The 22001-nt window shown below is 62.6% G+C and carries 22 protein-coding genes and 1 pseudogene; 16 read left to right on the forward strand and 7 right to left on the reverse strand.

Features of this window, described 5'->3' with window-relative positions; translation table 11 throughout:
- On the reverse strand, nt 1-569 hold a 569-nt coding region (locus tag ACQKQA_RS18750), incomplete at its 3' end, for a membrane dipeptidase (RefSeq protein ID WP_427560693.1).
- A gap of 226 nt (nt 570-795) precedes the next feature.
- Between ACQKQA_RS18750 and ACQKQA_RS18755 the strand changes: the two genes are divergently transcribed.
- From ACQKQA_RS18755 to ACQKQA_RS18770, 4 genes are all read left to right on the forward strand, one after another.
- Nucleotides 796-1197 (forward strand): lysozyme inhibitor LprI family protein, encoded by a 402-nt coding sequence (locus tag ACQKQA_RS18755; RefSeq protein WP_427560695.1) that lies wholly within the window; start codon nt 796-798, stop codon nt 1195-1197.
- 199 nt (nt 1198-1396) lie between these two features.
- The gene (locus tag ACQKQA_RS18760) at nt 1397-1651 is read left to right on the forward strand and encodes a type II toxin-antitoxin system RelE family toxin (RefSeq protein WP_427560698.1); all 255 of its coding nucleotides are present in this window, start codon (nt 1397-1399) and stop codon (nt 1649-1651) included.
- Nucleotides 1632-1958 carry a helix-turn-helix domain-containing protein gene (locus ACQKQA_RS18765; protein ID WP_427560700.1) on the forward strand — a complete coding sequence of 109 codons (327 nt, stop codon included), beginning with the start codon at nt 1632-1634 and terminating at the stop codon, nt 1956-1958. The genes ACQKQA_RS18760 and ACQKQA_RS18765 overlap by 20 nt, the downstream gene beginning before the upstream one ends.
- 33 nt (nt 1959-1991) lie before the next feature.
- Nucleotides 1992-2408, forward strand: coding sequence for a DUF3010 family protein (locus tag ACQKQA_RS18770; protein WP_427560703.1), 417 nt, complete (start codon nt 1992-1994; stop codon nt 2406-2408).
- A 66-nt stretch (nt 2409-2474) separates the two neighbouring features.
- On the opposite strand, the gene ACQKQA_RS18775 is transcribed toward ACQKQA_RS18770, so the two are convergent.
- Together ACQKQA_RS18775 and ACQKQA_RS18780 are read right to left on the reverse strand one after the other, a co-directional pair.
- The gene (locus ACQKQA_RS18775; protein ID WP_427560706.1) at nt 2475-3212 is read right to left on the reverse strand and encodes a hypothetical protein; all 738 of its coding nucleotides are present in this window, start codon (nt 3210-3212) and stop codon (nt 2475-2477) included.
- Nucleotides 3213-3559: 347 nt separating this feature from the next.
- Complete coding sequence (locus ACQKQA_RS18780) at nt 3560-4507, reverse strand: GlxA family transcriptional regulator (RefSeq protein WP_427560709.1); 948 nt, start codon at nt 4505-4507, stop codon at nt 3560-3562.
- A 194-nt stretch (nt 4508-4701) separates the two neighbouring features.
- On the opposite strand from ACQKQA_RS18780, the gene choX reads away from it, so the two are divergent.
- From choX to aac(6'), 7 genes are all read left to right on the forward strand, one after another.
- Nucleotides 4702-5646 (forward strand): choline ABC transporter substrate-binding protein, encoded by a 945-nt coding sequence (gene choX / locus ACQKQA_RS18785; RefSeq protein ID WP_427560712.1) that lies wholly within the window; start codon nt 4702-4704, stop codon nt 5644-5646.
- A 73-nt stretch (nt 5647-5719) separates the two neighbouring features.
- Nucleotides 5720-6607, forward strand: coding sequence for a 3-keto-5-aminohexanoate cleavage protein (locus ACQKQA_RS18790; RefSeq protein WP_427560715.1), 888 nt, complete (start codon nt 5720-5722; stop codon nt 6605-6607).
- A 193-nt stretch (nt 6608-6800) separates the two neighbouring features.
- Complete coding sequence (locus ACQKQA_RS18795) at nt 6801-7766, forward strand: L-carnitine dehydrogenase (protein WP_427560718.1); 966 nt, start codon at nt 6801-6803, stop codon at nt 7764-7766.
- A gap of 69 nt (nt 7767-7835) precedes the next feature.
- Nucleotides 7836-8312, forward strand: a complete 477-nt coding sequence (locus ACQKQA_RS18800) for a thioesterase family protein (RefSeq protein ID WP_427560720.1) — start codon at nt 7836-7838, stop codon at nt 8310-8312.
- 23 nt (nt 8313-8335) lie between these two features.
- Nucleotides 8336-9499 carry a gamma-butyrobetaine dioxygenase gene (locus ACQKQA_RS18805; RefSeq protein ID WP_427560722.1) on the forward strand — a complete coding sequence of 388 codons (1164 nt, stop codon included), beginning with the start codon at nt 8336-8338 and terminating at the stop codon, nt 9497-9499.
- A gap of 297 nt (nt 9500-9796) precedes the next feature.
- A complete protein-coding gene (locus ACQKQA_RS18810; RefSeq protein WP_427560725.1) occupies nt 9797-10057 on the forward strand; it encodes a hypothetical protein in 261 nt (86 codons plus the stop codon).
- Nucleotides 10058-10118: 61 nt separating this feature from the next.
- The gene (gene aac(6') / locus ACQKQA_RS18815) at nt 10119-10565 is read left to right on the forward strand and encodes an aminoglycoside 6'-N-acetyltransferase (protein ID WP_427560728.1); all 447 of its coding nucleotides are present in this window, start codon (nt 10119-10121) and stop codon (nt 10563-10565) included.
- Here the strand turns inward: aac(6') and ACQKQA_RS18820 are convergent, their stop codons facing one another.
- Together ACQKQA_RS18820 and ACQKQA_RS18825 are read right to left on the reverse strand one after the other, a co-directional pair.
- Nucleotides 10566-11660 carry a GlxA family transcriptional regulator gene (locus ACQKQA_RS18820; protein WP_092304208.1) on the reverse strand — a complete coding sequence of 365 codons (1095 nt, stop codon included), beginning with the start codon at nt 11658-11660 and terminating at the stop codon, nt 10566-10568.
- A 505-nt stretch (nt 11661-12165) separates the two neighbouring features.
- Nucleotides 12166-13542, reverse strand: coding sequence for an L-serine ammonia-lyase (locus ACQKQA_RS18825; RefSeq protein ID WP_427560731.1), 1377 nt, complete (start codon nt 13540-13542; stop codon nt 12166-12168).
- 426 nt (nt 13543-13968) lie between these two features.
- Between ACQKQA_RS18825 and ACQKQA_RS18830 the strand changes: the two genes are divergently transcribed.
- The 3 genes from ACQKQA_RS18830 to choV all read left to right on the forward strand — a co-directional run bounded on the left by ACQKQA_RS18830 (nt 13969) and on the right by choV (nt 17003).
- On the forward strand, nt 13969-14916 hold the full coding sequence (locus ACQKQA_RS18830) for a choline ABC transporter substrate-binding protein (protein WP_427560734.1): 948 nt from the start codon (nt 13969-13971) through the stop codon (nt 14914-14916).
- Nucleotides 14917-14982: 66 nt separating this feature from the next.
- Nucleotides 14983-15828 carry a choline ABC transporter permease subunit gene (choW, locus tag ACQKQA_RS18835; protein WP_427560737.1) on the forward strand — a complete coding sequence of 282 codons (846 nt, stop codon included), beginning with the start codon at nt 14983-14985 and terminating at the stop codon, nt 15826-15828.
- Nucleotides 15825-17003, forward strand: a complete 1179-nt coding sequence (gene choV, locus ACQKQA_RS18840) for a choline ABC transporter ATP-binding protein (protein WP_427560740.1) — start codon at nt 15825-15827, stop codon at nt 17001-17003. Before choW ends, choV begins: the two co-directional genes overlap by 4 nt.
- Nucleotides 17004-17329: 326 nt before the next feature.
- Here the strand turns inward: choV and ACQKQA_RS18845 are convergent, their stop codons facing one another.
- Nucleotides 17330-17680, reverse strand: coding sequence for a hypothetical protein (locus tag ACQKQA_RS18845; RefSeq protein ID WP_427560742.1), 351 nt, complete (start codon nt 17678-17680; stop codon nt 17330-17332).
- A gap of 44 nt (nt 17681-17724) precedes the next feature.
- Nucleotides 17725-19270, reverse strand: a pseudogene (locus ACQKQA_RS18850) (BCCT family transporter).
- A 481-nt stretch (nt 19271-19751) separates the two neighbouring features.
- Here ACQKQA_RS18850 and betI point away from each other — a divergent pair.
- Both betI and betB read left to right on the forward strand, forming a co-directional pair.
- Complete coding sequence (gene betI / locus ACQKQA_RS18855; protein WP_427560745.1) at nt 19752-20360, forward strand: transcriptional regulator BetI; 609 nt, start codon at nt 19752-19754, stop codon at nt 20358-20360.
- Between the two features lie 131 nt (nt 20361-20491).
- A complete protein-coding gene (gene betB, locus ACQKQA_RS18860; protein WP_427560747.1) occupies nt 20492-21964 on the forward strand; it encodes a betaine-aldehyde dehydrogenase in 1473 nt (490 codons plus the stop codon).
- Nucleotides 21965-22001: the final 37 nt, after the last annotated feature.

The following is a 22001-nucleotide window of genomic DNA, read 5'->3' on the forward strand; positions in this document are numbered from 1 at the left end:
TCGAGGATGTCGTCGTAGGCTTCTTCGATGATGCGCACGGCGTCCAGCAGGTTGAAGGTGTTGATCGCCACGTCGCCGATGTCGGCCACGTTCAGGGACAGGTCGCACATGACGCCGACGCGGTTCATCTCGGCAACGATCTCGCGACCGAAGCCCGACAGGCCGCCGTCGCGTTCGTAGCAGCCGGTGCCCACCAGGTTCTGGGTGTTGTAGCACATCTGCACGATGCCGACGCCCAGCTGCTTGAACACCTCGACGTAACCGATCTGGTCCTCGTAGGCGTGGGCATTCTGGAAGCCGAAGAGGATGCCGGTCTTGCCCAGTTCCTTGGCCTTGCGGATGTCGGCAGTGGTGCGGACCGGCATCACCAGGTCACTGTTTTCGCGGATCAGTTTCTGGCTGGAAGCGATGTTGTTGACGGTCGCCTGGAAGCCTTCCCACACCGACACAGTGCAGTTGGCCGCGGTCAGGCCGCCCTTGCGCATATCCTCGAACAGTTCGCGGTTCCACTTGGCAATGATCAGCCCGTCGATAACGATGCTGTCGGCGTGTAATTCGGCTGGGCTCATCAGGCAGTCCCCTTATTGGCGATTCATGCGCCGAATCGTCTGCCGGCGCTTTGGGGTCAGCATATGCCTCGGTGCCTGGGCAGCCGGGTGCAAAAACGACAGGGGAATTGCCGAAAGCGTCAATCCACGACAAAGGGTCTGCCACGCGTCCCTTGCGCCATCTGTTCTTTGTCATGCGCATGGGCCAGAATCCGCCGCATCACTGGATTTAGAGGGCGGCGACGCAATGAAATCGATCTTCCTGGCTTTGGCCCTGCTGGCGACCGGCGTACAGGCGGCTGAAGAAGCCAACAACTCCCCTTGCGACAGCGTCGAACAAGACCAACAGACCCTGGAATGCGCCACCTTCAACAAGACCACCGCCGAACAGTTGCTCAACGACAACCTGCAAGGCCTGCTCGAACGCCTGGGCACCCAGTACGGCAGCAACAAGGCGCAGCTGGCCGATATCACCGCCAAGGTCCAGACCGCCCAGCAGTTGTGGCAGAAACAGCGTGAGGCCGACTGCGCCATCGACACCTTCTCGGCCAAGTCCGGCACCAAGGACTATGCCATCGCCCAGGCCGACTGCGCGGCGCGCATGAGCGACGAACGGTCGGAGTTTCTCGAGTCGATCGGGCAGGAATAAGAGTCTTCTGCCTCGGCAATAACGTCATCGCAAGCAAGCTCGCTCCTGCAGGTATTTGCAGGAGCGAGCCTGCTCGTGAAAAATCGCCAGGCCACCGCTGTAACCAGACATGAGCAATACCCGGACAAGGTTCTCGCCTTGGCGTCCGGGTAGATATAGGCAAAGATTGATTAATCTTATAAAAGGCTTATATTCGTTCATGAACAGCATCCTGTGGACCCGCAAGGCCGTCAAACAACTGCTGCGATTGCACAGCGCCCATCAGGTACAGATCCGCGATGCGGTGACCTTGCTGGAGGGCATGCCCGACACCGGCAACGTCAAGGCGCTCAGCGGCTATGCCTATGCCTACCGTTTGCGGGTGGGCAACTACCGAGTCCTGTTCGACTGGGACGGCGCTATCCGAGTGGTCAGTATCCAAGAGGTCAAGAAACGTGACGAACGCACCTACTGACATCCAGATCATCAAGGGCGCGGACGGCCAGCCGGCGTTCGTGGTCATCCCCTATGCGCAGTATGTGGCGCAGCAGAAAGAACCGGACCTGATCCCCCACGACGTGGTCAGCCGCATGGTCGACGGCGCGACGCCGATCCGTGCCTGGCGCGAGCACCTGCACCTGACCCAGGACGAGGTCGCCAGGCGCCTGGGGATTTCCCAGCCGGCCTTCGCCCAGCAGGAAAGCGTCGCCAAACCGCGCCGCGCCACCCGCGAGAAAATCGCCGCGGCCTTCGGCATTCGCGCCGACCAGCTGGAACTGTAAGCTGCACGCCATTCCCCGAGAAAAGGTCTTCCCATGAGCATCTGCGGCATCGAAATCAAAGGCAGCGAAGCCATCTTCGCCCTGGCCACCCTGCAAGACGGTACCCCGCACCACCAGGCCAACGCCTGCAAGAAAATCGCCCTGGACGACGATGACGAAGCGGCCAACGTCAAGGCCTTCGCAGCCCAGGTGGCCGCCTTCGTGCGCGACAACGGCATCCAGCGCATCGCCATCAAGAAGCGCAGCAAGAAAGGCGAATTCGCTGGCGGCCCGACCACCTTCAAGATCGAAGGCGTGTTCCAACTGCTGGACGGCTGCGAGGTGACCCTGTTGTCGCCGCAGACCATCAATGCGCAGATCAAGAAGCACAACCCCGACCTGCCGGCGACGCTGAACAAGTATCAGCATGAAGCCTACAAAGCGGCCTGCGCGGCGTTGCTGAAGAAATAATCAGCCAGAAGTAAGCCCATTTGCTCTCGTGGGCTTACTTCTGTTGAAAGACAATTAATTAGATGATTAATAAGAGCTGGCGCATTCGCCTTCCCATTCCGCAAGCATGTCGTGAGTCACCAGGGACTCCTCGCCTACTTCGGCTCGATAGGCCGAGATCTTGTCGTCAACACATGCCTGGGAGCTCTGTGTCGCAACGACTGCATTGGCCGCGGCAACCTCCACGGCCCTGGCCGTTTCTGCCTCACGCTCCCGTTGCAATGCCGTCTTTTCAGCTTCGACCTTTTGCAGTGCCTCGGCGAGAGCTCTATTCGCCTTATCTCTCTCGTCCAATAGGTCAAATAACTCTGCCTCAGCATCGTCCCCAGCAATCAGCATGTCATGGAAGTCCATTCCATCGAGCTCTTCGCGCAGAGAGTTGACGATCTTGGGATTCTTCAGCAATCCCTGAATGAACACTTGAGGTACGGCTCCGCCTGTAATCAAAGGTGCGAAATCGGCTTTGACTAGGGACGGATCTGCTTTGGCCAACTCCAACCCCGCCAATTTCCCCAGAGCGGCAGGCAATAAATATCTCCCCTTACTGTTCTTGTGCTCTGACATCATCTGCACATAAGACTTCGCAAACGACTCTGGAGTATCTCCATCGATCTCCGTATCTCCTTCAAACAACCCTACTGGCCATAAGAACCCACGCCCCAGGTTGTACCAGTAGCTCTCGTAAGAGTAGTTACCGAAAAAAGCCCCTAGGGTTCCAACAACCAACGCTATCGCCAGATAGGTGCCAATCAACATTCCCTTCATTGCAATTCCTTTTTGTCTAACGACCAATGGCACACAGCCACTTTCCTTCACAGCATCATCAGTCTATCGGCCAAACTACGATTTTTTGAGTTTATAAAGTGGAGATAATCCAATCTCCAGCCCGCCACACTGGCCTATCAAGATGCATCACAGCGCCTTGTGCTTTTGGCCTAAACCGTGGCTGTTAACCGAGAGTGAAAGACGAAGAAACCTAGATACTGATAAAGAATTTGATCCCTTATTGGAGGGAATCGCGATACCAAAGTAGTTCAGTGAGCTAACGTACTTGAGCCCGGCAAACAATTTTCATGGGTACAGCAAAGCGAGCGCTCTGCGAACAGAACAGCTCAGGCCTTTTGGTTTTGCCGCCGGTCTTCCCGCGGGCACTGAGCAAAACGGGCCCGGTAGCTGCGGGTGAAATACGAGGGTGATTCGAAGCCGCAGGCAATGCTGACCTCCAGCACGCTCATGTCGGTCTGGCGCAGCAGTTGCCGGGCCTTTTCCAGGCGCAGCCCCAGGTAGAAATTGCTCGGGGTGTCGTTCAGGTGCAGGCGGAACAGGCGTTCGAGCTGGCGCCGGGTGACCTTGATCGACTCGGCCAGTTGCAAGGTGCTCAGGGGCGGCTCGCTGTGCTGCTCCATGTCGCCGATCACCTGCACCAGTTTCTTGTTGCTGATGCCGTAGCGGCTGGCAACTTCCATGCGCTGGTGGTCCTTGCGCGGGCGGATGCGCCCGAGCACGAACTGTTCGCTGACCTGGATTGCCAGTTGCGGGCCGTGGGCCTGGGCGATCAGGTCGAGCATCATGTCGATGGACGCGGTGCCGCCGGCCGAGGTGATGCGCCGCCGGTCGATCTCGAACAGCTCCTGGGTCACGCTGATCTGCGGATAGGACTCCTTGAACGCCTCGATCGCTTCCCAGTGCAGGGTCACGCGGTGGCCCTCCAGCAGCCCGGCTTCGGCCAGGACCACGCTGCCGGTGTCGATGCCGCCCAGGGTCACGCCTTCCACATCCAGGCGCCGCAGCCAGTGCACCAGCGCCGGGCTGGCGAACTTCAGCGGCTCGAAGCCGGCCACCACCAGCAGGGTCGCGCCCTTCTTCAAGGGTTCCAGCGCCGCGTCGGCGTTGACCGACATGCCGTTGCTCGCCAGAACCGCGCCACCATCGGCGCTCAACACATGCCAGCGATACAGCTCACCGCGAAAGCGATTGGCCACCCGCAGCGGCTCGATGGCCGAGATGAAGCCGATGGCCGAGAAGCCCGGCATCAGCAAGAAATAGAAATCCTGGGACATGGGACGCACTCGGATGACGGGCAGCGTGGCCCCTGTGATACGCCGTTTCCACGCCGGGTTCAAGACAGGAGGTCGCTGCAGTGCAAGAGCCGGTCGCCGCTGTGCGTTTTCAGCCTTCGGCAGCTGCGTAACGTGGCATCACCGGCGCACAAAGACGCCGGGACCGACAATAACGACCTGCCGAGGCCCCCCTCATGAAACGACTGATCAGCAGCTGTGTTCTTGCACTCAGCGGTACCGTCTTTCTCAGCTCCGCAGCCTCGGCCGCCGACGCCGCCAGTTGCCAGAACGTGCGTCTGGGCGTGGTCAACTGGACCGACGTGATCGCCACCAGCGCCATGGCCCAGGTGCTGCTCGACGGCCTCGGCTACCAGACCAAGCAGACCAGCGCCTCGCAGCAGATCATCTTCGCCGGCATCCGCGACCAGCGCCTGGACCTGTTCCTCGGCTACTGGAACCCGTTGATGACCCAGACCATCACCCCGTTCGTCGACGCCAAACAGGTCAAGGTCCTGGCCGAACCCAGCCTCAAGGACGCCCGCGCCACCCTGGCCGTGCCGACCTACCTGGCCGACAAAGGCCTGAAGACCTTCGCCGACATCGCCAAGTTCGAGAAGGAACTGGGCGGCAAGATCTACGGCATCGAGCCCGGCTCGGGGGCCAACACCCAGATCAAGGCGATGATCGCCAAGAACCAGTTCGGCCTGGGCAAGTTCCAGCTGGTCGAGTCCAGCGAGGCCGGCATGCTCTCGGCGGTGGATCGCGCCGTGCGGCGCAAGGAAGCCGTGGTGTTCTTCGGCTGGGCGCCGCACCCGATGAACGTCAATGTGCAGATGACCTACCTCACCGGCAGCGACGACGCCCTGGGCCCGAACGAAGGCATGGCCACCGTATGGACCGTCACCGCGCCGACCTACGCCGAGCAGTGCCCGAACGTGAGCCGGCTGCTGAGCAACCTGACCTTCAGCGCCGAGGACGAGAGCCGGATGATGCAGCCGCTGCTCGACCACAAGGACGCCCTGACCTCCGCCAGACAATGGCTGGCCGACCATCCCCAGGACAAGGCGCGCTGGCTCGACGGCGTGACCACCTTCGATGGCAAGCCGGCCGCCGAACACCTGAAGCTGACCAGCCAATAACCACCCCGGACTCCCGCCGCGCGGCGCCAACCGACCGCGCAGCGACCCACCACGCCTGTAAGGAACCCGCACCATGAACCACGACGTCATCATCACCTGCGCACTCACCGGTGCTGGCGACACGACCGCCAAGAGCCCCCACGTGCCGGTCACCCCGAAACAGATTGCCGCCGCCGCGGTAGAAGCCGCCAAGGCCGGCGCCACCGTGGTCCACTGCCACGTGCGCAACCCGCAAACCGGCAAGTTCAGCCGTGATGTCGCGCTGTACCGGGAAGTGATGGAGCGCATCCGCGAGGCGGACGTGGACATCATCGTCAACCTCACCGCCGGCATGGGCGGCGACCTGGAGATCGGCGCCGGCGAGAACCCCATGGAGTTCGGCCCCAACACCGACCTGGTGGGCCCGCTGACCCGCCTGGCCCATGTCGAGGAACTGCTGCCGGAAATCTGCACCCTGGACTGCGGCACCCTGAACTTCGGCGACGGCGACACCATTTACGTGTCCACCCCGGCGCAGCTGCGGGCCGGCGCCAAGCGCATCCAGGAGCTGGGGGTGAAGGCCGAGCTGGAAATCTTCGACACCGGCCACCTGTGGTTCGCCAAGCAGATGATGAAGGAAGGCCTGCTGGACGATCCGCTGTTCCAGCTGTGCCTGGGCATCCCGTGGGGCGCGCCGGCCGACACCACCACCATGAAGGCCATGGTCGACAACCTGCCGCCGAATGCGGTCTGGGCCGGCTTCGGCATCGGCCGCATGCAGATGCCGATGGCCGCGCAGGCGGTGCTGCTGGGCGGCAACGTGCGGGTCGGCCTGGAAGACAACCTGTGGCTGGACAAGGGCGTGCTGGCGACCAACGGCCAACTGGTGGAACGCGCCAGCGAGATCCTCAGCCGCCTCGGCGCCCGCGTCCTGACCCCGGCCGAGGGCCGGGCCAAGATGGGCCTGAAAAAACGCGGATAACCGCATTCGCCTTGTAGCCGTTGCCGAGCCCGCGAGGCTGCGCACGGCTGCAACGCAGCCGCCACAACGGCAACCACGCGTTACCTGACACACCGCGCCGTCCGGCTTCACGACGGCTACGCCGCCGATCGCAGCCTCGCGTTGCTCGGCAGCGGCTACGGATACCTTCACTTTTGACTTTCAGGAAGTTGCCATGAGCTTTATCACCGAGATCAAAACCTTCGCCGCCCTGGGCAGCGGTGTCATCGGCAGCGGTTGGGTATCCCGCGCCCTCGCCCACGGCCTGGACGTGGTGGCCTGGGACCCGGCCCCCGGCGCCGAGGCGGCCCTGCGCAAGCGCGTCGCCAACGCCTGGGGCGCCCTGGAGAAACAGGGCCTGGCACCGGGCGCGTCCCAGGATCGCCTGCGTTTTGTCGCCACCATCGAGGAGTGCGTGAAAGACGCCGACTTCATCCAGGAAAGCGCGCCGGAACGCCTGGAGCTGAAGCTGGAACTGCATGCCAAGATCAGCGCCGCGGCCAAGCCCGACGCCCTGATCGGCTCCAGCACTTCCGGCCTGCTGCCGAGCGAGTTCTACGAGAGCGCCACTCACCCGGAACGCTGCGTGGTCGGCCACCCGTTCAACCCGGTGTACCTGCTGCCGCTGGTGGAAGTGGTCGGTGGCAAGCACACTGCGCCAGAGGCCGTGCAGGCCGCGATCAAGGTCTACGAATCCCTCGGCATGCGCCCGCTGCACGTGCGCAAGGAAGTCCCGGGGTTCATCGCCGACCGTCTGCTGGAGGCGCTGTGGCGCGAAGCCCTGCACCTGGTCAACGACGGCGTCGCCAGCACCGGCGAGATCGACGACGCGATCCGCTTCGGCGCCGGCCTGCGCTGGTCGTTCATGGGCACCTTCCTGACCTACACCCTGGCCGGTGGCGACGCCGGCATGCGTCACTTCATGGCCCAGTTCGGCCCGGCGCTGCAACTGCCGTGGACCTACCTGCCGGCGCCGGAGCTGACCGACAAGCTGATCGACGACGTGGTCGAAGGCACCGCCGAGCAACTGGGCCAGCACAGCATCTCGGCCCTGGAACGCTATCGTGATGACTGCCTGCTGGCGGTGCTCGACGCGGTGAAAAACACCAAGGCCAAGCATGGCATGAGCTTCAGCGAGTAACGCCCCCTGTTGCCGCTGCCCGCGGCAGCGGCAACAGGGTTTCAGCCCACCATTTTCGTGAGCCCAGACATGCCCGCACTCACCACCTACAGCACCCGCATCATTCCCGACTGGGTCGATTACAACGGCCACCTGCGGGACGCCTTCTACCTGTTGATCTTCAGCTACGCCACCGACGCCCTGATGGATCGACTGGGCCTGGACAGCGACAACCGCGAAGCCAGCGGCAATTCGCTGTTCACCCTGGAGCTGCACCTCAACTACCTGCACGAAGTGAAGCTCGACACCGAGGTCGAGGTGCGCACGCAAATCATCGGCCACGACCGCAAGCGCCTGCACCTGTACCACAGCCTGCACAAGGCCGGCGACGACCTGGAGCTGGCCGGCAACGAACAGATGCTGCTCCACGTCGACCTTGCCGGCCCGCGTTCGGCGCCGTTCAGCGAGCCGGTGCTGAACCGGTTGCGGGCCATCGCCGCGCAACAGGCCGACCTTCCCGCCCCGGCCTGGATCGGCCGGGTGATCGCCCTGCCGCCGGAAAAATAACCACCCACGAAAAGGACCGCACCGTGAATACCGCCACCGCTTTTGCCGACTTCCGCCGTTACCCGTTGATCAGCGCGTTGACCGCCGTACAAGCCCAGGCGGACCGTATTCAGGTGCAGTGGGCCGACGGCCGCGTGAGCCCCTTTCACCATCAGTGGCTGCGCGACAACTGCCCCTGCCCGCAGTGCGTCTATAGCGTGACCCGCGAGCAGGTGCTGGAAATAGTCGATGTCGCCGAGGATCTGGCACCAGCCGCCAGCTGGATCGATGAGCAGGGCTGCCTGAGCATCGACTGGCAGGACGGTCATCAGAGCCGCTTCGACCCGGGCTGGCTGCGCGCCCATGCCTACGACGACGCAAGCCGCGCCGAACGCCGCGCCCACCGCCCGCAGAGCCAGCTGTGGGACCACCGGCTGCAACTGCCGGTGTTCGAATACCAGGCGCTGCAGGACGACCCGCAGGTGCTGCTGCAATGGCTGCTGGCATTGCGCGATATCGGCCTGACGCAGGTGCGTGGCGTGCCCACCGAACCCGGCTCCCTGGCCCAGGTCGCCCGGCACATCGCCTTTATCCGCGAGAGCAATTTCGGCGTGCTGTTCAATGTGCAGTCCAAGGCCGATGCCGACAGCAACGCCTACACCGCCTTCAACCTGCCGCTGCACACCGACCTGCCGACCCGCGAGCTGCAACCGGGCCTGCAGTTCCTGCATTGCCTGGTGAACGACGCCGAAGGCGGCGAAAGCATCTTCGTCGACGGTTTCGCCATCGCCGACGCCCTGCGCCGCGAAGCCCCCGAGGCCTTTCGTGCGTTGTGCGAGATCCCCGTGGAGTTTCGCAACAAGGACCGCCACAGCGACTACCGCTGCCTGGCACCGGTGATCGCCCTGAATGCCCGGGGCGATGTCGCGGAAATCCGCATGGCCAACTTCCTGCGCGGGCCGTTCGAGGCCGCGGTGGACGACATGCCCCGTCTCTACCGCGCCTATCGACGCTTTATCGCCATGACCCGCGAGGCGCGCTTTCGCCTGACCCGGCGCCTCAACCCCGGCGAGCTGTGGTGCTTCGATAACCGCCGCACCCTGCACGCGCGCAACGCTTTCGACCCCGCCACCGGCGCGCGGCATTTCCAGGGGTGCTACATCGACCGTGACGAGTTGCTGTCGCGGATCCTGGTGTTGCAGCGCTAGAGCGCGTCGCCCGCGAAAATTCTCCCAGGCCCCACCTTTTCCCCAGGCAAAAAAAGACCCCGATCAAGCCGTGACAGGATCGGGGTTGAGGAGGTTTTCTGAGGAGCCGACACGAGGGTGACCAAACCTTCGATGACCGAGCTGAAGTCCAGTGTGCCCAGTCGCCCTCAACCAAGATTAGCCGAAAACGACATGCTCATAGGCACCATGGACATTACGACAATTCGCCCTTGCCGACGGTCTGGAGGGCCACCAGAATCGAACCACGACCACGCTCCCGGAATAAGGATAAAAGTCATGATGCACGCGGATCTGATTGACCAGGACGACCTGCTCGGCCACCTGAGGGCCCTGGGGTTCGAAATGCCGGCCGGCGCCACCGCCGACCAGGCCTGCGAGTGTGCCGTGCGCGGCTTGAGCGATGCCCGGGCCAAGGCCCTCAAGGGCATGGTCGAGCAGATGCTCACCGGCAACGCCACCATTCTGCCGGCCGTGCGCCAGGCCATCGACAAACAGCTGTTGCCGGCCCTGGCCCAATACCAGAACAACCGCGCCTGAGCCTTCGCCGGGAGCGAGTCCCGGAGTAGAGTGCGGTTCTTTGAGCTGTGGAGCCGCCCCCATGATTCGTATCGAAGCCTGCCAGTCGGCCCGTCAACCGGGCTGGCTGCCGTTGCGCCAGGCGCTATGGCCGGACACGCCGGCCGCGGAACACCTGGACGAAATCACCAGCCTGCTGGACGCCCCCCAGCGCTATATCAACCTGCTCGCCTATGCCGCCGACGGCCAGCCCGTGGGCCTGGCCGAAGCCTCGTTGCGCCATGACTACGTGAACGGTACCGAGCATTCGCCGGTGGTGTTTCTGGAGGGTTTGTATGTCAGCGCCGAACAGCGCCGCCAGGGCATTGCCGAACGCTTGATCGACGCCGTCGCCCAATGGGGGCGGGAACGCGGTTGCGTGGAGATGGCGTCGGATACCGGTCTGGAAAACCTGTTGAGCCAGACCGTGCACAAGGCGCTCGGTTTCGAGGAAACCGAGCGCGTCGTGTATTTCAAGAAGAGCCTGTGACTACAGCCTGACGCTGGCGAACGTCGACTCGTTGCGCGCCTGGCTCAGGGAGGACATCGGCCCGGCCAGCACCAGCGCCTGCGGGATCGGCATCATCGCCACCTGCTGGGCGGTGTTGGAGCCTACGCGCTCGTCACGCGGCGGAATGCCGAAGTACTCGCGGTAGCACTTGGAGAAGTGCGGCGTGGAGACGAAACCGCAGACCGAGGCCACTTCGATGATCGACATCGGCGTCTGCTTGAGCAGCTGGCGGGCACGGATCAGCCGCAGCTTCAGGTAGTAACGCGACGGCGAGCAATGCAGGTATTTCTGGAACAGCCGCTCCAGCTGGCGTCGCGACACCGAGACATAGACCGCCAGTTCGTCGAGGTCGATCGGCTCTTCCAGGTTGGCTTCCATCAGCGCGACGATTTCCTGCAGCTTCGGCTGGTTGGTGCCGAGCATGTGCTTGAGCGGCACGCGCTGGTGATCCTGCTCGTTGCGGATACGCTCGTAGACGAACATTTCCGAGATCGCCGCCGACAGCTCGCGGCCGTGATCGCGGCTGATCAGGTGCAGCATCATGTCCAGCGGCGCGGTGCCGCCGGAGCTGGTGAACCGGTTGCGGTCGAGGGTGAACAGCCGGGTGCTCATGGCCACCCGCGGGAAAGCTTCCTGCATCGAGGCCAGGCACTCCCAGTGCACGCTGCAATCGAAGCCGTCGAGCAGGCCGGCGCAGGCCAGGGCCCAGCTGCCGGTGCAGACCGCGCCGAGACGGCGGGACTGGCGCGCCTGGCTTTGCAGCCAGGACACATGTTCGCGGGTCACGGTGCGTTGAATGCCGATACCGCCGCAGACGATCACGGTGTCCAGGGCGGGAGCTTTGTGCATGGCGGCGTCGGGGGTGATCTGCAGGCCGTCGCTGGCCCAGACCTGGCCGCCGTCGACGCTGAGGGTGGTCCAGCGATACAGCTCGCGACCGGACAACTGGTTGGCCATGCGCAGCGGCTCGACCGCAGAAGCCAGGGAAATCAGTGTGAAATTGTCCAGCAACAGGAAGCCGATGGATTGAGGCGCACGGTTCTGGGGTTGGGCCCCGGAGTTGAACGAGGTCATCGCGGTATCTCCTCACACAAAGCAGGTGACGGCCTCAGGCGGAGGCTCTTGTTATTGCCAGCGTTCTCACGTGGGAGACGGGCTTTGTAATCACAGAGCAATTGCCATGCCTAAAGTTGAATGAGCATTCAATAACTCCTGAAAACGACGTCGCGATGCGTCTATATAAGCCGCGCGCAATGTGCGGGTTATCAAGGTCGGATCGGTCGTGGGAGGCCCTGGCCCGGTGGCTGTGAGCAAATCGGTAGCACTTGTGGGAACGGCGAGAAACGTCCCGGGAAAAGAGTGTCACCGCAGGCACGGTCGGGCGTTGACCAGGGGATGGTGAAAAACCTGACCGTTGAAGGCTTCAACGTACCTGTTTGCGACGCGCCAAAAGGTAGCGCGGGGGTGGGTAGGTGGTCGATTTATGCGCAGTGGGTTGGGAACCGGCGGTGAGTGATCCGACCCCATCGCGATCCGACTTGCTCGCGATGGACTGCGCAGCAGTCCCGTCGTTAAGACCTCAGCACTCCACCGCGCTGACCGCCAACCCGCCGCGGGAGGTCTCCTTGTATTTGTCGTGCATGTCGGCGCCGGTATCGCGCATGGTGCGGATCACCCGGTCCAGGGAAATGAAATGCTGGCCGTCGCCACGCAGGGCCATCTGGGCGGCGTTGATGGCTTTCACCGCGGCAATCGCGTTGCGCTCGATGCACGGCACCTGCACCAGGCCGCCAACCGGGTCGCAGGTCAGGCCGAGGTTGTGCTCCAGGCCGATTTCCGCAGCGTTGCACAGCTGTTCCGGGGTCGCCCCGAGAATCTCCGCCAGCCCGGCCGCGGCCATGGCGCAGGCGGAGCCCACCTCGCCCTGGCAACCGACCTCGGCGCCGGAGATCGAAGCGTTCTTCTTGCACAGAATGCCCACTGCCGCCGCGCCGAGGAAAAAGTCCACCACGTTGGCGTCGGTGACGTCTTCGCTGAAGCGCATGAAGTAATGCAGCACCGCCGGAATGATCCCCGCCGCGCCATTGGTCGGCGCCGTCACCATGCGCCCGCCGGCGGCGTTCTCTTCATTGACCGCCAGGGCGTAGAGGTTGACCCACTCCATGGCGCTCAGGGTCGAGCCGATCACATTGGGTTTGTTCAACTCCTGCAGGCTGCGGTGCAGCTTGGCGGCCCGGCGTCGCACGTTCAGCCCGCCCGGCAGGATGCCTTCATGTTTCAAGCCATGCTCGACGCAGTCCTGCATGGCCTGCCAAAGCTTCATCAGGCCACTGCGGATTTCCTCTTCCGAACGCCAGACCTTCTCGTTGGCCATCATCAGTTCGGCCACCCGCAGGTTGTGCTGGCGGCACAGGCTCAGCAGCTCCACGGCGCTGGAAAAGTCGTAAGGCAGTTCGGTCCGGTCCAGGTCCGCCACGCCGCTGCCGGCCTGGGCCTCGTCGACGACAAAACCGCCGCCCACGGAATAGTAGGTATCGCGGTGCAGCTCCCCCGGCTCGCCTTCGGCCACCAGGGTCATGGCGTTGGGATGGAACGGCAGGTTCTCGTCGAGCAGCAGCATGTCCCGCGCCCAGACAAAAGAGACAGGCAAGCGGTTGTCCAGCAGCAGGGTGTCGGTTTCCCGCAGGGTCTGGATGCGACTGCCGATCTGCGACGGATCGATCGCATCCGGCCATTCGCCCATCAGGCCCATGATCACCGCATTGTCGCTGCCGTGGCCGACGCCGGTGGCCGACAGCGAACCGTACAGCCGTACCTCGACACGACGCACCTGCTCGAGCAGGTTCTTTTCCCGCAGTGCCTGGACGAACAGCGCCGCGGCGCGCATGGGCCCGACGGTGTGCGAACTGGAGGGACCGATGCCGATTTTGAACAGGTCGAAAACGCTGATAGCCATTGCTGCGAACTCCTCGATGAGCATATGCCGGGCGCCGAAAACGCCCGGTGGCGAAGCTGCTACGCTCAAGCAGTAGTCCGCCGAGATACGCGCATCATCAGGCTTTTGCAGTGTCGTTCGACGTCTCACACCGACCCACTCATGCCCACTAACGCCGTAGTCCGCCGACCTCGGATTTTGGCCGTTTTTTTACGGCTCAGAGGGGCAAAAAGTGCTGAAAAAAGCTGTAAACGACCTCACCGACACTGGATGCGACCCTGCCTGTACTGGATACGACGCACCCTGTATGCGTCAGATTTTCACTGGTACATGATCGGTCTCGACTCGATTGCAAGGCACTGTGGTAGAGCTGTCCCACAAGCCCCAACCGCAATACTTATAAGTGCGGTCACCTACGCCGCCAGAAAACACCCAGGAGTCCACCCCATGAAAGGTTCCCCGTCGTTGTTGTTGGCCGCCATGCTGAGTCTGCCGCTTCTGGCGCACGCCGCAGAACCGGCGCAATGCAGCACCGTAAACTTCTCCGATGTCGGCTGGACCGACATCACCGTCACCACCGCGACCACCAGCGTTGTCCTCGACGCACTGGGCTACAAGACCAAGACCACGATGATTTCCGTGCCGGTGACCTACAAGTCCCTGGCCGACGGCAAGAACATGGACGTGTTCCTCGGCAACTGGATGCCGACCATGGAAAACGACATCAAGGCCTACCGCGATGCCGGCACCGTCGAGACCCTGCGCGCCAACCTGGAAAACGCCAAGTACACCCTGGCCGTACCGGAAGAGCTGTACAACAAGGGCCTGAAGGATTTCGCCGACATCGCCAAGTTCAAGAAGGAACTGGACGGCAAGATCTACGGCATCGAGCCAGGCAACGACGGCAACCGCCTGATCCAGAGCATGATCGACAAGAACGCCTTCGGCCTGAAGGACGCTGGCTTCAAGGTGGTCGAGTCCAGCGAGGCCGGCATGCTCTCGCAAGTCGATCGCGCACAGCGGCGCAGCACCGCGGTGGTGTTCCTGGGCTGGGAACCGCACCCGATGAACACCCGCTTCAAGATGAAATACCTGACCGGCGGCGACGAGTACTTCGGTCCGAACTTCGGCCAGGCGACCATCTACACCAATACCCGCAAGGGCTACACCCAGGAATGCAGCAACGTGGGGCAGCTGCTGAAGAACCTGGTGTTCACCTTGAATATGGAAAGCACCCTGATGGGCAACGTCCTGGACGACAAGATGAAGCCTGAGGCCGCCGCCAAGGCCTGGCTGAAGAAAAACCCCGAGGTACTCGATACCTGGCTCGCTGGCGTGACCACCATTGACGGAAAACCTGGCCTGGAAGCCGTGAAAGCCAAGCTTGCGCAGTAATCGTTATATGCCGGGCGGGTTCGCCCGCCCGGGCTGTTTATTCCTTGCATGCGGACGTTCAATACCATGCTCACTGATCAGAAAATCCCTTTAGGCCAGTACATCGCTGCCTTCGTCGAATGGTTGACGCAAAACGGCGCCAGCACCTTCGATGCGATCGCATCGACCCTGGAAACGATGATCCACGGCGTGACGTTTGCGCTGACCTGGTTCAACCCGCTGGCGTTGATCGGCCTGATCGCCCTGCTGGCGCATGTCATTCAACGCAAATGGGGCCTGACGGCCTTTGTCGTGCTGTCCTTTCTGCTGATTCTCAACCTGGGCTACTGGCAGGAAACCATGGAGACCCTGGCCCAGGTGATGTTCGCCACCCTGGTCTGCGTGCTCATTGGCGTGCCGTTGGGCATCGTCGCCGCGCATAAGCCGATGTTCTACACCATGATGCGTCCGGTGCTCGATCTGATGCAGACCGTACCGACCTTCGTTTACCTCATTCCTACCCTGACCCTGTTCGGTCTGGGTGTGGTACCCGGGCTGATTTCCACGGTGGTGTTCGCGATTGCCGCGCCGATCCGCCTGACCTACCTGGGCATCCGCGATGTACCACAAGAGTTGATGGACGCCGGCAAGGCCTTCGGCTGTTCCCGCCGTCAACTGTTGTCGCGTATCGAACTGCCCCACGCCATGCCGAGCATCGCCGCCGGTATCACCCAGTGCATCATGCTGTCGTTGTCGATGGTGGTGATCGCGGCCCTGGTGGGCGCCGATGGCCTGGGCAAACCCGTGGTCAACGCACTGAACACCGCCGATATCGCCCTGGGCTTCGAGGCTGGCCTGGCAATCGTACTGCTGGCGATCATGCTCGACCGTATCTGCAAACAACCCGAAGGCAAAGTAGGGGGTGACGCATGAGCATAATCCGCTTCGATAACGTCGACGTTATCTTCTCCAAGGACCCACGCGAGGCGCTCAGGCTGCTGGACCAGGGCCTGACCCGCAACGAGATCCTGAAAAAGACCGGCCAGATCGTCGGCGTGGAAAAAGCCAGCCTGGACATCGAGAAAGGCGAAATCTGCGTGCTGATGGGCCTCTCCGGCTCCGGCAAGTCCAGCCTGCTGCGCTGCATCAACGGCCTCAACACCGTCAGCCGCGGCAAGCTGTTCGTCGAGCATGACGGCCGGCAGATCGACATCGCCTCCTGCACCCCGGCGGAACTGAAAATGATGCGCACCAAGCGCATCGCCATGGTGTTCCAGAAGTTCGCCCTGATGCCCTGGCTGACCGTGCGCGAGAACATCAGCTTCGGTCTGGAAATGCAGGGCCGTCCGGAAAAGGAACGGCGCAAGCTGGTGGACGAGAAACTCGAGCTGGTGGGCCTGACCCAGTGGCGCAACAAGAAGCCCGACGAACTCTCCGGCGGCATGCAGCAACGGGTCGGCCTGGCCCGCGCCCTGGCGATGGACGCCGACATCCTGCTGATGGACGAACCCTTCTCGGCCCTCGACCCGCTGATCCGCCAGGGCCTGCAGGACGAGCTGCTGGAACTGCAACGCAAGCTGAGCAAGACCATCGTGTTCGTCAGCCACGACCTCGATGAAGCCCTGAAGCTGGGCAGCCGCATCGCCATCATGAAAGACGGCCGGATCATCCAGTACAGCAAGCCGGAAGAGATCGTGCTGAACCCGGCGGACGACTATGTGCGCACCTTCGTCGCCCATACCAACCCGCTCAACGTGCTCTGCGGCCGCAGCCTGATGCGCACCCTGGACAACTGCAAGCGCATCAACGGCTCCGTGTGCCTGGACCCGGGCGGCGACTCCTGGCTGGACCTAGCCGAAGGCAACACCATCAAGGGCGCGCGCCAGAACGGCGCCAGCCTCGACCTGCAGAACTGGATTCCGGGCCAGGCGGTGGAAGGCCTGGGCCGCAAGCCGACCCTGGTGGACTCCAATATCGGCATGCGCGACGCGCTGCAGATCCGCTACCAGACCGGCAACAAGCTGGTGCTGCACGACAACAACAAGGTGGTGGGAATTCTCGGCGACAGCGAGCTCTACCACGCACTGCTCGGCAAGAACCTGGGCTGACAGCGACACAGAAACGAAAACGCCGCGACACGAGTCGCGGCGTTTTTGTTTTAGCGGGAATGGATGCTGGCAAATCGCACGTTGCAGGAGCGAGCTTGCTCGCGGGGCGCTGTAACTGATCACCGCGCTGCTTGCATCGCCAGCAAGCTAGCTTCTACAGGAAGCAGGCGATCCCTGTAGCCGCTGCCGCAGGCTGCGAAAAGGCCCGGAGGGCTTTCCTGGCCCTCGACAGCAACATCCCCTTTGGGGCTTGATCGCAACCTGCGGCAGCGGCCGCTACAACACGACGCGGGCCCGGCGAACCGGGCCCGCGTCTGCTTCAGGTCTTAGCTGTAAACCCGGCCCAGGAGCTGGCGATGGCTTTCGAACTGATCGAGCACATCACGGGTGATCTGCTCCTGGGTGAAGCCCATCAGGTCGTATTCCTGGCTGCCGTTGTGCAGGTAGACCTCGGCGCGGTAGTAGCGCGCACGCTCTTCCGGCACATCGGCCGATTCGCTCGGCGCCGCCAGGTAACCGTCCAGGCTCACTTCATAGACGAAAGGGTTGCCCTCTTCCATCTCGATCCGCACGCCGATGCAGCGCTTGGACTTGCCGAGCAGGGTCTGCACATCCAGGCCCTGGCCACGCAGTTGGGCCGCAGCTTCTTCCAGGGCAGGCGTGACGTGCTTGTCCATGAAACGCTGGACCACTGCCTGGGTCGGCTGCAGGTCCAGCTGGGTCAGGCGCTCGCTGAAACCACGACGGCCACGGGCCGCCAGCTCCGCCTGTTCCTGTTCGATCTGGGTGTCCTGGCGCATGGCCTTGTGCAGGCCGAACATGAAGCACACCAGCACCACCGAGAACGGCAGGCCAGCCAGCACCACCATGGTCTGCATGGCTTCGAAGTTACCGGCGAACAGCAGGCCGATGGTCACCAGGGTGATCACCGCCGACCAGAAGATCCGCAGCCAGTGCGGGGCATCTTCGTCGACATTGCCGCCCTTGCAGGACAGGTTGGCCATCATCACCGCGCCGGAGTCGGCCGGGGTCAGGAACAGCACGAAACCGACGAAAATCGAAACACCGATGACAATCTTCGACGCCGGGTAGTGGTCCAGCAACTGGTAGATCGCCATGGACGGCTGTTCCAGCGCGGTCTTGCCGAGTTCCACCGCGCCCTGGTTCATCACCAGGTCCAGGGCCGAGTTACCGAACACCGACAGCCAGGCCAGAGTGAAGCCCAGCGGGATCAGCAGCACGCCCGCCACCAGCTCGCGCACGGTACGGCCACGGGAAATACGGGCGATGAACATACCTACGAATGGCGCCCAGGAAATCCACCAGGCCCAGTAGAACAGGGTCCACAGGCCCAGCCAGCGGTCGGACTTGGCGCTGTCGCCTTCATACACATAGAGGTCGAAGGTCTTGAGCACCACACCGTTGAGGTAGTCGCCGATGTTCTGCACGAAACCGTTGAGCAGGTGCAGGGTCGGGCCGAACAGCAGCACGAAGATCAGCAGGCCGCTGAACAGCACGATGTTCAGGTTGGACAGACGGCGGATACCGTTTTCCACACCGGACACCGCGGCGATGGTGGCCACGGTGCTCATGACGATGATCACGATCAGCAGGTTGGTGTTGCTGTGCTCCATGCCGAACAGGTTTTCCAGGCCGGAAGACACCTGCATCGAGCCGATGCCCAGGTTGGTCACCAGGCCCAGCAGGGTCACGAACATGCCGAAACCGTCCACCGCGTGACCGGCCGCGCCCTTGACCCAGCGCTCGCCCACCAGCGGGTACAGCGCCGAACGCAGGGCCAGCGGCTGGTTGTGACGGTAGGCGAAGTAGGCCACGGCCAGGCCGACCAGGGCATAGATCGCCCAGCCGTGCAGGCCCCAGTGCAGGAACGTCAGCTGCAGCGCCTGGCGCGCGGCCTGGTTGCTGCCCGGTACGCCTTCAGGCGGGTTGAAGAAGTGGTCCAGCGGCTCGGACGCACCGAAGTACAGCAGCGAGATACCGATACCGGACGAGAACAGCATGCCGGCCCAGGCGCCATAGCTGAAGTCCGGGGTGTCTTGCTTGGTCCCCAGCTTGAGCTTGCCGTAGGAGGAAAACGCCAGCCCGACGACGAATACCAGGTAGGCGGCGATCACCACCATGTAGTACCAGCCGAAGCTACGGGACAACCAGGCCTGGGCAATGCCGAGCAATCTGCCGGCCTCTTGCGGGGCGGCGATCAGAATGGCGGTCAACAGCAGGATCAGCGCGGTCGAGGTGTAGAACACCCAACCGTTGACCCGCACCTTCTCCGGTGGGGTCTTTATTAGCGAGGCAGAACTCATGGCACAGATGCTCCAGGCAGTGCGAGAGAAGAACACAAGGCATGCACCACCCGACCAATCGGTTTGTTGGCAGCCAACTGACGGGTGATATAAAGACACCCCGAAAAAAGCCCGAACCTGCGGCAACTGCGTTGAGAACCAGCGTTGAAGGCCCTGTGCAAACGTGCAGTTCGTCACCTGGCCTTAAGCGTCTTGCCCATTCAACACGTCCGTCCTCGTTGGTTCACGCCATGCCCCGCTTGGGTTTCAGGCTTTTTCGGAGGTCGCTTTTCCGCCATCTACAAGCAGGAAGGACCTGGCAGCAGCGACGATTTGTCGCAGATCTTATTCTTTGTTGATTGAACGTTCAATCAAAACAAAATAGACTGGCCCTCACGCCGGTAGCCGTTTTGCGACTGCCCGCAGGCCTAAGGAGATGAGCAAGATGCCCAAGGTCGGTATGCAACCCATACGCCGCCAGCAGTTGATCGAAGCCACGTTGCAGGCGGTCGACCAAGTCGGGATGGGGGACGCCAGCATTGCGCTGATCGCCCGTTTGGCAGGTGTCTCGAACGGCATCATCAGTCACTACTTTCAGGACAAGAACGGCCTGATCGCAGCGACGATGGGTTACATCATGAGCATGCTCAACGAAGGCGTCAGAACACGCCGCCAGGCCCTGACGGACGACAGCCCGCGCGCTCACCTGAAAGTGATCATCGAGGGCAACTTCGATGCCAGCCAGGTGAACGGCCCGGCAATGAAAACCTGGTTGGCCTTCTGGGCTTCCAGCATGCACCAGCCCGATTTGCACAGGTTGCAGCGGATCAACGACCACCGCTTGTATTCCAACCTGTGTTGCCAGTTCCGCCGCGTCCTGCCGCTCTACCATGCGCGCAAGGCAGCCCGCGGCCTGGCGGCTTTGATCGATGGCTTGTGGCTGCGTGGCGCCCTGTCGGGTGATGCATTCGACACCGACCAGGCGATACGGATTGCTTACGAATACATGGATCTGCAACTGGCTAAGCAGGAGCGCCCCGGCACGAATGCATAGCCAGCAACATTAATAACTACGTGGCTGAAAACGTAGCGAGCAAAGACTTCAGGGCAGCGTGATGCATGTCTGTCCGGGCTTGGCCCGCTGTCGTTATCAACCCGCCACACTTATGCACTTGCGAGGACTTTATGGCCCGTTTCGAACTGCAAAAACTCTACATTGACGGCGGCTACACCGACGCCGGCAGCGACGCCACCTTCGACGCCATCAACCCGGCCAACGGTGAAGTTCTCGCGCAAGTGCAACGTGCGACCAAGGAAGACGTCGAGCGCGCCGTGGTCAGCGCCGAAAAAGGCCAGAAGATCTGGGCCGCCATGACCGCCATGGAGCGTTCGCGCATCCTGCGTCGCGCCGTGGAAATCCTCCGTGAGCGCAACGACGAACTGGCTGCCCTGGAAACCCTGGACACCGGCAAGGCCTACTCCGAAACCAAGTATGTCGACATCGTCACCGGCGCCGATGTGCTGGAATACTACGCTGGCCTGGTACCGGCCATCGAAGGCGAGCAGATCCCGCTGCGCACCACTTCCTTCGTCTACACCCGTCGCGAGCCGCTGGGCATCGTGGCCGGTATCGGCGCGTGGAACTACCCGATCCAGATCGCCCTGTGGAAGTCCGCTCCAGCCCTGGCGGCCGGTAACGCGATGATCTTCAAGCCAAGCGAAGTCACCTCGCTGACCACCCTGAAACTGGCCGAAATCTACACCGAAGCCGGCGTTCCGGCGGGCGTGTTCAACGTCCTGACCGGCAGCGGCCGCGAAGTCGGCACCTGGCTGACCGAACACCCGCGCATCGAGAAAGTCTCCTTCACCGGCGGCACCGACACCGGCAAGAAGGTCATGGCCAGCGCTTCCAGCTCCTCGCTGAAAGACGTGACCATGGAACTGGGCGGCAAGTCGCCGCTGATCATCTGCGACGACGCCGACCTGGATCGCGCCGCCGACACCGCGATGATGGCCAACTTCTACAGCTCCGGCCAGGTCTGCACCAACGGCACCCGCGTATTCGTGCCGAGCCATATGAAAGCCGCCTTCGAAGCCAAGATCGTCGAGCGCGTAGCGCGCATTCGCGTCGGCAACCCGGAAGACGAAAACACCAACTTCGGCCCGCTGGTCAGCTTCGCCCACATGGAAAGCGTGCTGGGCTACATCGCCAAGGGCAAGGCAGAAGGCGCACGCCTGCTGTGCGGCGGCGAGCGCATGACCGAGGGTGAATTCGCCAAGGGCGCCTTCGTCGCGCCGACCGTGTTCACCGACTGCACCGACGAGATGACCATCGTGCGCGAAGAAATCTTCGGCCCGGTGATGAGCATCCTGACCTACGAAACCGAAGAAGAAGTGATCCGTCGCGCCAACGACACCGATTTCGGCCTGGCCGCCGGTGTGGTGACCCGCGACCTGAACCGCGCGCACCGCGTGATTCATCAGCTCGAAGCCGGTATCTGCTGGATCAACGCCTGGGGCGAATCCGACGCCAAGATGCCGGTGGGCGGCTACAAGCAGTCGGGTGTCGGCCGTGAGAACGGCATCAGTTCGCTGAACAACTTCACCCGCATCAAATCGGTACAGGTCGAGCTGGGCGACTACGCCTCCGTGTTCTAAGGCGAAATTCGCTTTGCCTGCGAGGCCGTCTTCGCGG

Origin of the sequence: Pseudomonas sp. NPDC089530, from assembly GCF_050280705.1 — a bacterium.
Classification (GTDB): Bacteria; Pseudomonadota; Gammaproteobacteria; order Pseudomonadales; family Pseudomonadaceae; genus Aquipseudomonas.

Excerpts from the sequence above, each read along its gene's own strand:
- ACQKQA_RS18755 (WP_427560695.1), top strand. The coding sequence starts at position 796 with ATGAAATCGATCTTCCTGGCTTTGGCCCTGCTGGCGACCGGCGTACAG.
- ACQKQA_RS18760 (WP_427560698.1), top strand. The coding sequence starts at position 1,397 with ATGAACAGCATCCTGTGGACCCGCAAGGCCGTCAAACAACTGCTGCGA.
- ACQKQA_RS18770 (WP_427560703.1), top strand. The coding sequence starts at position 1,992 with ATGAGCATCTGCGGCATCGAAATCAAAGGCAGCGAAGCCATCTTCGCC.
- ACQKQA_RS18775 (WP_427560706.1), bottom strand. The coding sequence starts at position 3,212 with ATGAAGGGAATGTTGATTGGCACCTATCTGGCGATAGCGTTGGTTGTT.
- ACQKQA_RS18780 (WP_427560709.1), bottom strand. The coding sequence starts at position 4,507 with ATGTCCCAGGATTTCTATTTCTTGCTGATGCCGGGCTTCTCGGCCATC.
- choX (WP_427560712.1), top strand. The coding sequence starts at position 4,702 with ATGAAACGACTGATCAGCAGCTGTGTTCTTGCACTCAGCGGTACCGTC.
- ACQKQA_RS18790 (WP_427560715.1), top strand. The coding sequence starts at position 5,720 with ATGAACCACGACGTCATCATCACCTGCGCACTCACCGGTGCTGGCGAC.
- ACQKQA_RS18795 (WP_427560718.1), top strand. The coding sequence starts at position 6,801 with ATGAGCTTTATCACCGAGATCAAAACCTTCGCCGCCCTGGGCAGCGGT.
- ACQKQA_RS18800 (WP_427560720.1), top strand. The coding sequence starts at position 7,836 with ATGCCCGCACTCACCACCTACAGCACCCGCATCATTCCCGACTGGGTC.
- ACQKQA_RS18810 (WP_427560725.1), top strand. The coding sequence starts at position 9,797 with ATGATGCACGCGGATCTGATTGACCAGGACGACCTGCTCGGCCACCTG.
- ACQKQA_RS18820 (WP_092304208.1), bottom strand. The coding sequence starts at position 11,660 with ATGACCTCGTTCAACTCCGGGGCCCAACCCCAGAACCGTGCGCCTCAA.
- ACQKQA_RS18825 (WP_427560731.1), bottom strand. The coding sequence starts at position 13,542 with ATGGCTATCAGCGTTTTCGACCTGTTCAAAATCGGCATCGGTCCCTCC.
- ACQKQA_RS18830 (WP_427560734.1), top strand. The coding sequence starts at position 13,969 with ATGAAAGGTTCCCCGTCGTTGTTGTTGGCCGCCATGCTGAGTCTGCCG.
- choW (WP_427560737.1), top strand. The coding sequence starts at position 14,983 with ATGCTCACTGATCAGAAAATCCCTTTAGGCCAGTACATCGCTGCCTTC.
- choV (WP_427560740.1), top strand. The coding sequence starts at position 15,825 with ATGAGCATAATCCGCTTCGATAACGTCGACGTTATCTTCTCCAAGGAC.
- ACQKQA_RS18845 (WP_427560742.1), bottom strand. The coding sequence starts at position 17,680 with ATGGACAAGCACGTCACGCCTGCCCTGGAAGAAGCTGCGGCCCAACTG.
- betI (WP_427560745.1), top strand. The coding sequence starts at position 19,752 with ATGCCCAAGGTCGGTATGCAACCCATACGCCGCCAGCAGTTGATCGAA.
- betB (WP_427560747.1), top strand. The coding sequence starts at position 20,492 with ATGGCCCGTTTCGAACTGCAAAAACTCTACATTGACGGCGGCTACACC.